Genomic DNA, 14,614 nt, shown 5'->3' on the forward strand with positions numbered 1-14,614 from the left:
GTATCGTATTATGCGTTTAACAGCGCCTGAAGCTCCTGTTTTTCAACCTGGGTCATCTGGCCTGTACGCGCTTTTTGCAATAACACTTCTGTTCTTTGTTCGACAAAAGTGTTGAGTAATTTTTCAATACTGTCTAAAAAAACATCTTCGGCAGCTTCGGCTTCAACATGATGCTGCCAGCACATGAGTTTATTCAGTTGTGTTCCCTGCTCGGTATCGCGGAAATATTCCAGCAATTGTGCGCTGTTAATGTCCGGATTTTGCTGGCACAGGTTCACCAACTGGCATAATAGCGGGATCCCGGGTACGTTTAACTGCTGTAATATCGAGGGATCCGGCAGTGCCTTTACTATATGGGGATGCTCAAGCAATAATGCAATAGCCAGTCTGACCGGAGTGACTTTCGGCTGCTTTTGTTTTGGCGCCGGAGTGTTTTCCTGACCGAGGTTTTTATTGAGCTTGGCCTGGAGCTGTTCGCTGCCGGTGCCGAAATTATTGGCCAGCTCATTGATGATTGAGTCTTTTAATATACTGTCGGGCATTTTTTGTAAAAACGGCTGGAAAGAATCCACCAGGGCGGATTTGCCTTCCAGGGAATTCATATCGACCGAAGTCAGCAAATGCTCGAACAGGAATTTTGATAATGGCGTCGCGCTGTCGAGAATTTTTTCAAATGCTTCTTGTCCCTGCTCGCGTACCAGGGAGTCGGGATCTTCGCCGTCGGGTAAAAACACAAACTTGAGGGAGTAACCGTCGCGCACCAGCGGTAGGGCATTTTCCATCGCGCGCCAGGCGGCATCACGGCCGGCCCGGTCGCCGTCATAACAGCAAATAACTTCTTTGACGGTGCGAAACAGGGTTTGCAATTGTTCGCCGGTGGTGGAGGTGCCTAGTGATGCTACGGCATAATCCACGCCGTGCTGGGCCAGGGCCACGACATCCATATAACCTTCCACTACCACTAAGCGCTGTAATTGTTTATTGGCCTGTTTGGCTTCATACAGGCCGTATAATTCCTGGCCTTTATGGTAAACCCGGGTTTCCGGGGAGTTGAGGTATTTCGGGGTGCCGTCTGCCAGCACCCGGCCACCGAAACCTATGACCTTGCCGCGTTTATCGCGGATAGGAAACATGATGCGGCCACGGAACCTATCGTAGGGACGGTTTTTCTCCCCCTGAATGGCCATGCCCAAATCCACCAGCTGCTGGCTTGTCTGATGGTTGCCGCCAAAGACTTTCATCATACCGTCCCAGGCATCGCTGATATAACCTATGCCGAAACGTTGTACGATTTCGCCGCTCAAGCCCCGGCTTTTTAAATACTCGATTGCGGTGTCTTTATCGGCGGCGACTTTTAGCTGCTGGCGGTAAAATTTACTGATTTGCTCCAGCAGCTCATAGTCGCCCTGTTTTTGCTGATAGGCTTGCTGCTGTTTTAGTTGCTGGGCGGGACTTTGATTGGTTTGCTCCCGCACCACTTCCATATTATTGAGTGATGCCAGTTCTTCGATGGCATCAACAAATTCCAGCCGGTCGAATTCCATCAAAAAGGAAATGGCGTTGCCGTGTTCGCCGCAGCCGAAGCAATGGTAGAACTGTTTGTCTTGACTGACGGTAAAAGACGGCGATTTTTCGGTATGGAAAGGACAGCAGGCCTGGTAATTTTTTCCTGCTTTTTTTAACGGTACGCGCGCATCTATAAGTTCAACGATATCAGCCCGGGCCAATAAGTCATCGATAAACTGTCGGGAAATGAGTCCGGTTTTTGCCACGTGTTCAGGTACCTTTAGCAATCACAAAAATAAACGGCTGGAATGCTTGAAACAATTTTACATGTTTCAGAAAAAAATAAAACCGCGAGGCAGAAGCAATCGCGGTTTTTTTGTCGGGAGATTAAAGTGCCGGTTAAGCGTTTAGCTTGGCTCTGACCTGGCCGCTGACCGCGCCCAAATCGGCTTTACCTTGCATTGCCGGTTTTAATACTGCCATGACTTTACCCATGTCAGCCATTGAGGCCGCACCGGATTGTGAAATGGCATCGGAAATCATTTGGTCGATTTCCTCGGCTGTCAGCGGTGCCGGAAGGAATTCTTCCAATACCACGACTTCTGCAGCTTCGGCTGCGGCCATTTCATCTCGTCCACCGTCAGTGAACATTGCGATGGATTCTTTACGCTGCTTAACCATTTTGGTTAATACCGCGATAATACCATCGTCATTCAATTCAGTTTTCTCATCGATTTCGATCTGCTTAACGGCAGACAACGCCATACGAATAACGCCAAGACGTACTTTGTCTTTGGCACGCATCGCGTTTTTCATCTCATCTTTGAGTTGGGCAAGTAGACTCATGCTACAGTCTCAGTAAGTACTAAGGGATTCTTAGTACATGCGAACGCGACGTGCGTTCTCACGAGAAAGCTTTTTAGCAGCGCGCTTAACAGCAGCAGCTTTTTTACGCTTACGTTCCCAAGTCGGCTTTTCATAAGATTCGCGACGACGAACTTCTGAAAGGATACCTGCTTTTTCACATGAGCGCTTGAAACGACGTAATGCAACGTCAAATGGTTCGTTTTCTCTTACTTTAATTACTGGCATGTTGCCTATCTACCTTAAATGTATCTATATAAATGGGTGAATAACAAAACCTGCTTGGTTGAATTACCACCGCCTCTATTAAAAATGGGTGACATATTCTAATCCCGTGTTTGCCCGATGTAAAGTTATAAATCGCCTTAAAGCTGGTTAATTACTTCAAGAGAGAGTAAAATCCCGTCGTTAATTTTTTGGAGTCTTAGTCTATGCGAATTTTGGGGATAGAAACCTCTTGTGATGAAACCGGCATTGCCATTTATGATGATGAGCAGGGCATTATGGCGCATCGTTTATATAGTCAAATTGCCGTTCATGCCGATTACGGCGGAGTAGTCCCCGAGCTGGCATCAAGAGATCATGTGCGTAAAACCATTCCTTTAATTGAGGAAGTCATGGCTGAGGCTAACCTTAAACCAGAAGATTTAGACGGTGTTGCCTATACTGCCGGCCCCGGCCTGGTGGGGGCATTATTGGTGGGCTGCTCTATCGGACGCAGTCTGGCTTACGGCTGGGACTTACCCGCCGTACCTGTACACCATATGGAAGGGCATTTACTGGCGCCTATGCTTGAAGACGATGTTCCGGAATTCCCTTTTGTCGCTTTATTGATCTCCGGCGGCCATACCCAGCTGGTCAGGGTAGACGGTATCGGCCATTATGAGTTACTGGGGGAGTCTGTGGATGATGCTGCGGGTGAAGCCTTTGATAAAACGGCAAAATTACTGGGACTTGACTATCCGGGCGGACCGGTACTGTCAAAAATGGCGGAAGCGGGCACCCCGGGGCGTTTTAAATTTCCACGTCCTATGACCGACCGGCCCGGACTTGATTTTAGTTTCAGCGGTTTAAAAACCTCTGCCGCCAACTGTATTCATAAAGAAGTGATGGATGAACAAACCAAGGCAGATGTTGCCTGGGCTTTTCAGGATGCGGTAGTGGCAACCCTGGCGATTAAATGTCGCCGGGCACTGGAGCAATGTGGCTTAAACCGTTTGGTGGTGGCCGGAGGCGTCAGTGCCAATAAAGCCATTCGTGCGAAACTTGAAGAAGTCACCAAGAAATTGGGCGGCGGTGTTTACTATCCCAGACCGGAATTTTGTACCGATAACGGCGCAATGATCGCTTATGCCGGCATGCAAAGATTAAAGGCCGGGGTATCGGCGGATTTAACCTTCAAGGCTACGCCGCGCTGGCCGCTGGATACCTTAGATCCAATTTAAGCTAACTTATTTGGGGGGAGATTTGTTGAAGGAGATTTTGCTTTCTTCCCCTTTAAGTAAACGGACAATATTGTCTTTATGGCGAAAGATGATCAACAGGGAAAGCATGATCACCGGTGTGACATAAACAGGTTTTAATAACCAGGTATATACAGGCGCCAGCGATACCGTCACGATTGCCGCCAGGCTGGAATATCTGGTGGTTTTAGCCACCAGCAACCAGGTTAATACCAGCAAGCCTCCTAAATCCAGTCCTATCGGCAGCAATACCCCAAAGGCGGTAGCAACCGCTTTTCCTCCCTGAAACTGAAAAAATATCGGGTACATATGCCCTAAACAGGCGGCAACGGCGATGACTCCGAGAAATATCGGATCGATACCAAGAAAATAAGCGGCCCAAACGGGAATGGTGCCTTTGAGGATATCAAGCAGTAAAACAGTGGCGGCAGTGAGCTTATTGCTGATCCGCAATACATTGGTGGCGCCCGGATTATGTGAGCCCTGAGTGCGGGGATCCGGCAAACCCAGCAATTTGCAGATTAAGATGGCAGAAGAAATTGAACCAATTAAATAGGCAACAACTGTCATAGCCAAAGTTATCAAAAGAGGAGTGATAAGCTGATGTCCTTTTAAATGCCTAATAATCACACAATTATTAACTGATTTAGCATTGTATCGCTTACTAAGGTAGTTTTTCCAGACCTGCACAGGTAAACTCGCAAAATAATTTTTTTGCTGCTTTTCCCGGCGCTTTTTTCTGTTGGCTCTCTAAATAAAAGGAGAGCAAAAAAACGGCAAAAAACCGGGCGCTTTTTCACTGATATTTCAACTAGGGAACAATGTATGGATAAGGTATATATAGAAGGCTTAACTATTCAGACCACTATTGGTTTTTATCAGTGGGAAAAAGAGATCAAGCAGAAGCTGGTTATCGATCTGCAAATGGGCTGGAATACCGCTGCCGCCGCAGAAAATGACGAGCTGGCAAAAACCCTGGATTATGCGCAAATCTCTCAGGAGATAGAAACCTTTGCCAATAACAACCCGGTTGATCTGATTGAAACTTTGGCAGAGCGTATAGCCGAATATTTAATGACAAGTCATCATATTCCCTGGCTGAAGCTAAAAATCGGCAAACCGGGGGCGGTATTTAATGCCGCAACTGTTGGCGTAGAAATCGAAAGAGGCAGTCGCAGTTAATGGCACAGGTATATATTTCACTGGGCACCAATGTTGACCGTGAGTTTCATGTTAAACAGGGATTAACGGCATTGGCCGAGCGTTATGGCCAATTAACCCTGTCGTCCCTGTTTGAAAGTGAGGCAGTCGGTTTTGCCGGCAGCGCTTTCTATAATATGGTGATCGGCCTGCAAACCGATGAAAGTGTTGAATCTGTGGCCGCCTGCTTACGGGAAATCGAATATGCCAATGGCCGCACCCCGGATGCCAAGAAATATAGCCCGCGTACCTTAGATTTAGATTTGCTGCTTTTTGATGACTTTATTCTTGAACAGCCGGCACAAATCCCGCGTCATGAAATTTGTCATAATGCTTTTGTATTATGGCCGCTTGCGGAAATTGCCGGAGAGTCTATTCACCCTGTGGTAAAAAAAAGCTACCGGGAGTTATGGCACGCTTACGACAAATCCAGCCAGAAATTGCAGAAAGTGCCGCTTAACTGGTAAGGCGCTGAAAAAGCAAAGCTGAAGCGAATGCCATCAGCAAACCTTAAACGACTTTATTTACAATACAAGCTAATGACCATTAGCAATAACAATAGGTATTAATCGGAATATGAGTACCATAGAAATTTTCATTTTAGCCTTGATCCAGGGATTGACGGAATTTTTGCCTATCTCCAGCTCGGCGCATTTAATTTTACCCTCCCAGCTTTTGGGTTGGGCGGATCAGGGGCTGGCATATGATGTTGCGGTGCATGTCGGTACCTTATTGGCGGTTATGCTCTATTTTCGCAAAGAAGTCGGCAGCATGCTGGTTGCCTGGGTAGGGACGTTAGCCAGGGGGAAAGTCACGGTTGACGGCAATGATGGCAATTTTGATGGAAAACTGGCCTGGTGGATCCTGTTTGCCAGCATTCCTTTGGGCTTGACCGGCTATTTCGGTAAAGACTTTATTGAAGAGTATTCACGTTCGGCCTTAGTGATTGCCGCTACTACACTTTTATTCGGTGCCTTGCTTGGCTTTGCCGATATTAAGGCGAAACAAAATGTCAGTTTGGAAAAACTGGGTTTTAAAGGGGCAATGTTAATAGGTTTTTCTCAGGCGCTGGCCTTGATCCCCGGTACTTCCCGCTCTGGTATTACCATGACCATAGGCTTGATGCTGGGATTAAGCCGCACCAATGCCGCGCGCTTTTCTTTTTTATTATCTATTCCCGGGATTGCCATGGCGGGCGGTTATTTAACCATGAAACTGTTGACCTCAGGTGAAGGAGTAGACTGGCAGCCGATGATACTTGGCAGTGTGCTCTCGTTTATCAGCGCCTATGCCTGTATCCATTATTTTCTGATCCTGGTGGATAAATTGGGCATGATGCCGTTTGTTATCTATCGCTTATTATTGGGGGCAGGTTTGTTATGGTTTGTGCTTGCTTAATATTGAATAAGGATTAATAGCAGCAGTAGAAGATGCTGGTAACTGCTAAAAGTAAACATTGGTAAATTTCCGTACAGGATTAATAGTAAGTTAAATTATTAACACAAAACGCGCCCTGGCGCGTTTTGTTGTATCTGGCTTAAAATTGACGTTATTCGATTGAATGTTATAGAAAAATGAACAAACTATTAAGCTTTTTATAAGAAATAATGGTTGACGGCTTTGTTAAAGTCGTGTAAATATGGAGATGCTAAATGGACTTTTGTTGATCGACGTTAAGGAAAGCTCACTCTTATTTTTGCTTTGGCTTCTACTTTGCTTGAAGGCATTAAGTAAAATTTATTTGTTGCGGCAACTTGTCGACCTTTCTTTACCAAGCTCCTGTGTCGGGGTTTTTCGAAATACAAAATTCCACGTTTTATTTAGTCCTGATTAAATTAGCAAAACGAGTATGGCTATCAATCTCTAACGTTTTAATTTATTAATTGGATAAACAGGGAGTTCATCTATGAAAAAGAATAATAAGCTAGTAAATAAAACAGTTGAGTTGTCTTTGTTGAAATGTGTTTCTGCCGGTGCAAATGGAAATGGGAAGGTATATCTACCTCCCGAAGTACAAGCTTGCAGGCAAATCGCATCTCATTTAACACCAGGGGAGCCACTGGGTAAATAATAGCTATGTTGTATTCTCCAGAAAGTGCCTATTTATTTGGTTTTTTTGATTTTATTATACTGTCAATGTATTTTGCGGCATTTCTGTTGAGTGCAAAAAATTGGCGGGAGCAAAAATCAGTATTTATAGCTTCCGCCATACTGGCGCTAAATATATTAATAACTTCGGACTCTTTTCAGATATTTATCGATATGGACACTTATGCGGGAACCGATTTTTATCTTCGGTGGATCGAGTTTGAATCGTTAAGTATTATCGCGATTATAATCATACATTTACTTTTTCGTATTCCGCATAGTCGGGTAACGTCCTTTGTCATGTATCTATTAACGATAAATGTGTTTTTTCATTTGGCAATGCATATTGATATTATTGAAAATCGTAATCGGACTAGTTGGTGGTTATGGGATTTATATACGCCGACTATGAACATAGTGACGTTGAGTATTGCGGCACTTATGATTATTAGTGTGATTATTAACAGGAAAAACAAGCAAGATGTTGCTAGGCGTTTTGCCGAAAATGTCGCAATGAAATAAGCGTATCTGATGCGGTTAAGGAAGTTTAAGGAGAAAGTAAAATGGATTTCATATATTTATTGATGTTTATTGCCATTGTTTTGCTATTGATGCATCGCAGGCTGGAAAATCTCATTTTTAATTCTGAGCCTGTCAGGATTGGAAATAAACAACTTACAGAAGCTGAAAAAATTGTTTTGGCAATTGGTGATAGCCTGAGCAACAGTAACGGTATTGATCAATACCAGCAACTTAAGCCTCAGCTAGAAAAGGCTAAGGTTTATTATCAAAAGGTACAAAAAGAAGCCATAAGAGAAAGGTTTCAATACCAGAAACCTGAAGCTACTGCTGACTTTAATCCTCGCTCGTTTCGTTAGAGTTTTTTATCGGTAAGTAAATAATTATTGAGGGTAAGCGGCTGTTGCTTGCCTTTGATAGTGTTATATAATTTTTTTCTTTGATTACGAAGGGGCTTAAGTCGTTTCGTCCTCTTTGGTCTGGTAATGCAATTCAATTACTCCCTTTAAATCTTTTAACAATAGCCGGGCACAGTTATTAAAATTGGCGGTTTTGCTATTGGGAATAAACCAGTCCAGTTGGCAAAATAGCTGCAGGGCCTCTTCTGTCGTTTCAATAAACTGATAATCGAAACTGCTTTTTTGATTTGTCTGTTCGTTTAATTTTAGAGGCGAAGGGTCTCCCGGGGCTATTTGCCCGGCCAAGGCATTGGTTTGATCTGTCATTACCCACAAGGTGTAACGCAAGCAGTCCGGATGGGAGCAGATTGCTTTTAATTCCTCGGCGCAAACTTCCCTTTCCCCGCTTTCATAAGCCAGATATTGCTCTACGGGAATATCGAGTATATCGGCAAAAAACTGCTGATTTTTACCTATCGCAGTTCTGACCAGTTTGAGTTTATTGGCAAACGAAATAGACATTTTCCTACCCTGGTTATAGTCCTTTGCGTATTTAAGAAATTCGGTATCTGCTAACTTAAACACCTAGTTTGTCACTTTCTGTGTACAAAGTCATGCCCTAAGATTCATCCGATGTTTTCAGGAAGTAGCATAATCAGTGAAAAAGTGTATCTTATGCGTAATTTAAGAAGATGATAAGAATATACAGGGTTTAATTATGGATCTCTCCCTTAGTGAAGAACAAGTCATGATACAAGATATGGCGCGTAAGTTTGCTGACAGCGAACTGGCGCCGGTTGCTGCCGATCTGGATGCAGGTAATGACCAGCAGCTTTTTCAGGAAAACTTAGCCAAGTTAGCCGAATTGGGATTTATGGGATTAAACATCAGCAGTGAATACGGTGGTGTTGAAGCCGGTAGTGTTGCCTTTAGTTTAGCGATCACCGAACTTGCCCGGGCCTGTGCCTCCACAGCGGTAACCACTTCGGTCACCAATATGGTGGCGGAAGTGATTCAGGCGGTAGGCAATGAAGAGCAAAAGCAGCAATATTTGCCAAAAATTTGCTCGGGTGAATATAAGGCGGGTGGTTTCTGCTTAACGGAAGCGGTTGCCGGGTCAGATCCTGCCGGTATGAAAACCACGGCGGTCAAAGACGGTGATGACTATGTGATCAACGGCAGTAAAATTTTTATCACCAGCGGTACTTTTGCCGGGGTTTTTGTGGTGTGGGCAGTAACCGACCCTGATGCACGTAAGGGTAAAGGCATATCCTGTTTTATTGTTGAAGCCGGTACCGAGGGGATGGTGATCGGTAAAAGTGAAGATAAAATGGGACAAAAGGCTTCTCCTACCAATGAAGTCTATTTTGAAAATTGCCGCGTGCCGGCAAGCGCAATGTTAGGGCAAGAAAACAAAGGTTTTGCTATTGCGGTAGGCGAGCTGGCCGGTGGCAGAATAGGCATAGGTTCGTTGGCTTTAGGCGTAGGTCTGGCAGCAATGGATTATGCCCGTCAGTACCTGACCGAGCGTCAGCAATTCGGTCAGCCGCTGGCTAACTTCCAGGGGCTGCAATGGAAACTTGCCGACAGGTATACCGATCTGGAAGCGGCGCGTTTATTGTTGATGCAGGCGGCGTGTAATAAAGAGCAGGGACTGGAATTTTCCCAGGCCGCTTCTATGGCCAAGTTATTTGCCTCTGAAAAAGCAAACCAGGCCTGTTATGATGCCCTGCAAATGATGGGGGGCGCCGGTTATATTAAAGAGTATCCGCTGGAGCGTTATGCCCGTGATGTGCGTATAACTTCGATATATGAAGGCACCAGTGAAATCCAAAAAGTGATCATTGCCCGTGAATTGTTAAAAGCGGTGCAATAAGTTATCTTTTTGATAAGGCACAGAAGTTTTATCTTCTGTGCCGATTTTACCGGCTTTGGGGGATAAGTTGGTGATTGCACTTGTAAGTAGCGGTTTTGCCCCCAAATAACAAGTTAAGTTAACCGATATTGGAACCCTCTGTGATCTCAAACTCTTTGCCCCAAAATATGGTCGAAATGACCCTGGATAACTTTCAACAAGTCATCGTTGAAGAGTCTAAAAATAAATTGATCCTGGTGGCTTTCTGGGCCGAGCAAGTCCCGGAGAGTATCGAACTAAAAGATAAGCTTGCGGCCAAGCTCTCTGCTGCGGGCGAGCATGTGTTATTGGCGTCTGTTGATTGCCAGGCGCAGCAGCAGGTGGCGATGCAGTTTGGTATTCAGGGCTTACCCACGGCTGTGCTGGTTAAAGACGGTCAGCCAGTTGATGGCCTTAGCGGTCCGCAAGGCGATGAAGGCATAGATGAGTTTTTAGCGAAACACTTACCGAAAGAGCAAGACACCTTGCTGGCCCAGGCACGCCAGGCATTGGCAGATGGCAATCCCAGTGAAGCGTTTGCCGCCATAGCCAAAGCACATCAGCTCGATAGCGAAAGGGCGGATATCAAACTGACCCTGATTGATGTTTATATTCACACCGGAAAAACAACAGAAGCGGAGCAGTTGTTGGCGACCATTAAAATGGTGGATCAGGACAGCTATTACCAGTCGTTAAAAGCCAAGCTTGAACTGGCGGCACAGGCGGCCAACTCACCTGAATTACAGGCGCTGGAGCAGGAAGTTGCACAAGACCCCGGCAATGTAGAATTGCAGCATAAACTGGCGGCGCAATACAGCCAGGTAAACCGTCATGAAGATGCCCTGGCATTGTTGTTTTCACTGGCGCAAAAAGATCGCTCGGATGTTGCCAGCAAAGATTTATTGCTGGATGTGCTTAAGGCATTGCCGGATGGGGATCCTCTGGTGAGTACCTACCGCCGTAAGTTATATACCTTAATGTATTGAAGTCTTTTCAATAGCGTTAAGTCTAATAAAAAAACCAGCAGTGAATGCTGGTTTTTTATTTCTGGTTAAAAGTTTTCATTTGATAGTGGTTAATATCTAATGGATTATTTTTTTGGATAATGTGAAGATAAACAATCAAGATATTCAACTTCTTGCAATATCAGAAAGCATGGTAGTTAAGCAGTAGCAACTCATGGATAAACCCCAAGTCATCGTATTAAATCAATGGACTCTTGATCCGGTCAGCAACAGACTTTATGCCGAAGATCATTCCTTTGAAATACTGGAAGCCAGATACGTATTATTGATGACTTACCTTGCCAAAAACGCTACCGAGATCATCACCCGTGAACAGTTGATAAAAGCGGTATGGAATGATAGGTATGTTGAATATAGAACTGTTAATTCAGCTGTGTCCAGGTTACGAAAAATACTAGGCGGTGACATAGATGACTTTATTAAAACGCATCCTAAATTAGGTTATTCGTTGACTTGTGCTGTGCGATTTATGGACAGGGCTGCCTGGTTGGCAACTATAAATGGAGCTGATGATATCTCGGAATTCCAGTCGGAAGAAAAACCGGTTGTAATAACTGAAAAAACGCAGAAAATAAATTTAAATCCAATTGCTTATGGGTTAATTACCCTGTTAATTTTTTTTGTTATTTTTTGGCGGACTCTTAATAACTTAGAAACAACGGCACAAGAGTTAATCTTAGAAAATATTGAAATAGAACCGATAACTTATTTAAAAGGCTGGGAAAGCTCGCCAGTGATATCTCCGGATCAGTCGTTGCTTGCCTTTGATCATAAGGCCATCAATAACCCAGACTTAGTTTTTCAGGTAGTCATTCAGGATAGAAAAACTAAGCAAACAGTTTTTCTCGATCCGGAAACTCTCAGCCCTTTTTGGTCTCCTCTGGGGGATGAACTGTTTTATATTTCAATTGCTAATAATTCATGTGTGATCAATAAAGTGTCTGTTTCAGCAGAGTTAACTTTGTCCGTACCTGAATCTATTCTCACTTGCGGCATGGGAGATTTATTTAAAACTATTGCCATTAGTTCGGACATGACTTGGCTTTACTTTATTGTTAAAGAGAATAACTCGTCACCCAATACAATTAAACGTTATCACCTTAAAAATGAGAGAATTGAAGCGCTGACTGCGCCCCTGGGGAAATATCAAGGAGACATAGATATAAGCTTAAGTCCCAATAATAAATTACTGGCATTTATGCGTTGGAATGATGATAACACTCAAGATGTCATGTTATTAACGCTTGGTACTGGGGAGTTGAGGACTCTAGTTGAACACGTTGATATACAAGATATGATTTTTTGGTCGAAATCTAACTCTCATTTGCTATTTATTAATTCAAAAGAAAAAACGTTTAACATCATTAATGCAGAAACAGGGAAAATTACTCCTGTTTATCATTATACTGGTCGAATGGATCACCCAAGAATGCTCTCAGATAGTGAAATATTATTAACTGTTGGCGATCTTTATACTGTAGATGTCAAAGCTCTAGATTTAAGTGATGCCCAGCTAAGTTCATCGCCAGTAATATCTTCAAGCTTTAAAGAGCACTCAGCAACGATTTTTAATCGTGAGGGCAAAGAGCGTATGGCATTTGTTTCCAGTCGTTCAGGTAAAAACCAAATTTGGCTAAAAGAAAATAATAGATTAAAACAGTTAACCTTTTTTGGCGGCACTCCTTATCTTTTACAGTTAAGCTTTTCTAGCATGGGGACAAAAATCTTATTTGATATGGATAACAAGCTATATGTGTTGGATATCCATACTAAGGCCGTAATACCTTTATCGACGCCAACTGAAAAGGTAAAAAATTTTCTTTGGCAGTGCCATTCAGATGAAAATATTTTAATGAACGTTTTTGAAAAAGATGCCTGGCGTTTATATCAGTTTAATATTCAAACTCAGGAGTATAATCAACTGGCTGAGGATATTACCTCTATTCATGGCTATTGTGGTGATAGTGAAACTGATAGTCGTTACTACGGTTCTACTATTACAGGGGGAGGAATTTATCGCTTAACAGATAACTGGCAAGTAGATGAAGATGAGTATTACTTCACCGAAGTAGAATTTGGTGATAACCGGCAATGGGGAGTAACTGATAGAGCGCTTTACCGGATCACCTTAAAGAAAGAATTGTATAAACTTGACCTGGCTACTAAGCAAGAGACCACCATTGACCTTGGTGATATTAATGCTTATTTCCTGACGGTGGAGGATAATCGTATCTTGCTAAATGATCTTCAGTTTGCCGATACCTATATAGGAAAAATCACAATTCCAAACCTAAGCCAAATTCTGGCACAGCATTAAATCTTTAGCTGTAATTAGCTGAAGTTGTATGGATAGAGAGTTTGTTGCTGATTTTGTTTAAATGGTATTTCGATGTTCTAGATGCAACAGAGGGAGCATGTTCTTATGCAAAACAGCAAACACGATTAATTGTTGTTTAGATATCATGTAATAAATTACGTGGCTGGCATGGGAAAAGCTATATATATTAATGCCGACGTCAGGATGTTTTTTGCCTATGGTTGGAGTTTCAGATAATACTTGTATGGTTTGCCGCAATTCAAAGAGATATTTTTGTGATTGTTCTCTTCCCCACTGAGCTAGAGTATATCGACGGATTTCAATGAGATCCGTTTGAGCGTCCGGGGTAAGTTTGAAGGTTGGCATTTAATCGTGTTGCCCGGACTCCAGTTCATTAAAAAATTGCTCACCATCCGTTAAGTCGTCTTTATTTATGTCTTCTACTGCTTTTGCTGCCCTGGATTGCAACAAACGTAGTTTTAACGCTTCTGTGCTTTGGTATTCATCCATAGAAATTACTACGGCTACCGGTTTACCATTTTTATTGATTTGAATCGGTGTCCGCTGCACTTTCATTAGCATGTCACCAAATTTTGTTTTTGCATCATTCGCTGAGAGTGTTTCCATGAGAGTTCACCTTAATATCGCACGATTTAATCATTATAAACGATTTGACTGTTTCGTGCTAAATACTGGATCAGTAAATGTTGCTCTTTGCTGGTATCGGGGAAAGAGGTGTGGTGATAATTTCCTTCAGGCTGGAATTAGCGTAAGGGACAGCAGGTCCCTTACGGATAAGGTTACTTTAACTTCGCGGCAAAGGTTTGCTTAAACTTGGCCAGCTTCGGAGAAACCACCGCCTGGCAATACTGGTTTTCAGGGTTATTGCGAAAATAATCCTGATGATATGCTTCGCCGCTGTAAAAGGTGCTTAACGGCTCTAATTGGGTTACCACAGGGTCCGGCCAGACTTCATCATGTGTGATTTCCTTGATGATATCGCCAGCAATTTGCTTTTGTTCATCGTCGTGGAAAAAGATCGCCGAGCGGTACTGGCTGCCTATATCATTACCCTGGCGGTTGAGCTGAGTGGGATTGTGCAGGGCAAAGAAGATCTCCAAAATTTCCCGGTAGCTGATCAGGGTTGGATCAAAGGTCAGCTGCACCACCTCGGCATGCCCGGTGTCTCCCTTGCATACTTTTTCATAGGTGGGATCCTGAGTTTCGCCTCCCATATAGCCGGAAACGGCACTTTCTATACCGACAAGACTGTTATAAGCGGCTTCGATACACCAGAAACAGCCACCGGCTAATGTTGCTTGCTGTAATGCTTTAGTCAA

18 protein-coding genes are annotated in these 14,614 nt (G+C 43.6%); 10 read left to right on the top strand and 8 right to left on the bottom strand.

Translation table 11 applies throughout. From position 1 onward, the window contains the following. Positions 1-8 precede the first annotated feature (8 nt). From dnaG to rpsU, 3 genes are all read right to left on the bottom strand, one after another. On the bottom strand, positions 9-1,772 hold the full coding sequence (dnaG, locus tag QL234_RS00375; protein WP_281555893.1) for a DNA primase: 1,764 nt from the start codon (positions 1,770-1,772) through the stop codon (positions 9-11). A gap of 133 nt (positions 1,773-1,905) precedes the next feature. Then, the gene (locus QL234_RS00380; RefSeq protein WP_281555894.1) at positions 1,906-2,352 is read right to left on the bottom strand and encodes a GatB/YqeY domain-containing protein; all 447 of its coding nucleotides are present in this window, start codon (positions 2,350-2,352) and stop codon (positions 1,906-1,908) included. Positions 2,353-2,382: 30 nt separating this feature from the next. Further along, on the bottom strand, positions 2,383-2,598 hold the full coding sequence (gene rpsU / locus QL234_RS00385) for a 30S ribosomal protein S21 (protein WP_074500846.1): 216 nt from the start codon (positions 2,596-2,598) through the stop codon (positions 2,383-2,385). Between the two features lie 203 nt (positions 2,599-2,801). On the opposite strand from rpsU, the gene tsaD reads away from it, so the two are divergent. Further along, entirely contained in the window at positions 2,802-3,815 is a 1,014-nt protein-coding gene (gene tsaD, locus QL234_RS00390; protein WP_281555895.1) for a tRNA (adenosine(37)-N6)-threonylcarbamoyltransferase complex transferase subunit TsaD, read from the top strand. Positions 3,816-3,821: 6 nt separating this feature from the next. Here the strand turns inward: tsaD and plsY are convergent, their stop codons facing one another. Continuing rightward, positions 3,822-4,418, bottom strand: coding sequence for a glycerol-3-phosphate 1-O-acyltransferase PlsY (gene plsY / locus QL234_RS00395; RefSeq protein ID WP_281555896.1), 597 nt, complete (start codon positions 4,416-4,418; stop codon positions 3,822-3,824). Between the two features lie 240 nt (positions 4,419-4,658). Here plsY and folB point away from each other — a divergent pair, with 240 nt between their 5' ends. The 6 genes from folB to QL234_RS00425 all read left to right on the top strand — a co-directional run bounded on the left by folB (position 4,659) and on the right by QL234_RS00425 (position 7,999). Next, a complete protein-coding gene (gene folB, locus QL234_RS00400; RefSeq protein ID WP_281555897.1) occupies positions 4,659-5,015 on the top strand; it encodes a dihydroneopterin aldolase in 357 nt (118 codons plus the stop codon). Further along, positions 5,015-5,500 (top strand): 2-amino-4-hydroxy-6-hydroxymethyldihydropteridine diphosphokinase, encoded by a 486-nt coding sequence (gene folK / locus QL234_RS00405; protein ID WP_281555898.1) that lies wholly within the window; start codon positions 5,015-5,017, stop codon positions 5,498-5,500. The genes folB and folK overlap by 1 nt, the downstream gene beginning before the upstream one ends. A 109-nt stretch (positions 5,501-5,609) precedes the next feature. Then, on the top strand, positions 5,610-6,431 hold the full coding sequence (locus QL234_RS00410) for an undecaprenyl-diphosphate phosphatase (RefSeq protein ID WP_044831902.1): 822 nt from the start codon (positions 5,610-5,612) through the stop codon (positions 6,429-6,431). A 508-nt stretch (positions 6,432-6,939) separates the two neighbouring features. Beyond that, on the top strand, positions 6,940-7,104 hold the full coding sequence (locus QL234_RS00415) for a hypothetical protein (protein WP_281555899.1): 165 nt from the start codon (positions 6,940-6,942) through the stop codon (positions 7,102-7,104). A gap of 5 nt (positions 7,105-7,109) precedes the next feature. After that, positions 7,110-7,643 carry a hypothetical protein gene (locus tag QL234_RS00420; RefSeq protein ID WP_281555900.1) on the top strand — a complete coding sequence of 178 codons (534 nt, stop codon included), beginning with the start codon at positions 7,110-7,112 and terminating at the stop codon, positions 7,641-7,643. 41 nt (positions 7,644-7,684) lie between these two features. Next, complete coding sequence (locus tag QL234_RS00425; RefSeq protein ID WP_281555901.1) at positions 7,685-7,999, top strand: hypothetical protein; 315 nt, start codon at positions 7,685-7,687, stop codon at positions 7,997-7,999. A 96-nt stretch (positions 8,000-8,095) separates the two neighbouring features. Here the strand turns inward: QL234_RS00425 and QL234_RS00430 are convergent, their stop codons facing one another. Further along, positions 8,096-8,560: a helix-turn-helix transcriptional regulator gene (locus tag QL234_RS00430; RefSeq protein WP_281555902.1), complete on the bottom strand. Its 465-nt coding sequence runs from the start codon at positions 8,558-8,560 to the stop codon at positions 8,096-8,098. A 196-nt stretch (positions 8,561-8,756) separates the two neighbouring features. Here QL234_RS00430 and QL234_RS00435 point away from each other — a divergent pair, with 196 nt between their 5' ends. From QL234_RS00435 to QL234_RS00445, 3 genes are all read left to right on the top strand, one after another. After that, entirely contained in the window at positions 8,757-9,914 is a 1,158-nt protein-coding gene (locus tag QL234_RS00435; protein ID WP_281555903.1) for an acyl-CoA dehydrogenase family protein, read from the top strand. A gap of 140 nt (positions 9,915-10,054) precedes the next feature. Further along, positions 10,055-10,918: a tetratricopeptide repeat protein gene (locus tag QL234_RS00440; protein ID WP_281555904.1), complete on the top strand. Its 864-nt coding sequence runs from the start codon at positions 10,055-10,057 to the stop codon at positions 10,916-10,918. A gap of 193 nt (positions 10,919-11,111) precedes the next feature. Beyond that, the gene (locus QL234_RS00445) at positions 11,112-13,274 is read left to right on the top strand and encodes a winged helix-turn-helix domain-containing protein (protein ID WP_281555905.1); all 2,163 of its coding nucleotides are present in this window, start codon (positions 11,112-11,114) and stop codon (positions 13,272-13,274) included. A gap of 57 nt (positions 13,275-13,331) precedes the next feature. Here QL234_RS00445 and QL234_RS00450 read toward each other — a convergent pair whose 3' ends face one another. The 3 genes from QL234_RS00450 to msrA form a co-directional block, all read right to left on the bottom strand. Continuing rightward, the gene (locus QL234_RS00450) at positions 13,332-13,640 is read right to left on the bottom strand and encodes a type II toxin-antitoxin system RelE/ParE family toxin (protein WP_281555906.1); all 309 of its coding nucleotides are present in this window, start codon (positions 13,638-13,640) and stop codon (positions 13,332-13,334) included. Continuing rightward, entirely contained in the window at positions 13,641-13,901 is a 261-nt protein-coding gene (locus QL234_RS00455; RefSeq protein ID WP_281555907.1) for a type II toxin-antitoxin system Phd/YefM family antitoxin, read from the bottom strand. 173 nt (positions 13,902-14,074) lie between these two features. Beyond that, positions 14,075-14,614, bottom strand: coding sequence for a peptide-methionine (S)-S-oxide reductase MsrA (gene msrA / locus QL234_RS00460; RefSeq protein ID WP_281555908.1), 540 nt, complete (start codon positions 14,612-14,614; stop codon positions 14,075-14,077).

Source organism: Thalassomonas sp. RHCl1 (genome assembly GCF_947387555.1).
Taxonomy (GTDB): Bacteria; Pseudomonadota; Gammaproteobacteria; order Enterobacterales; family Alteromonadaceae; genus Thalassomonas.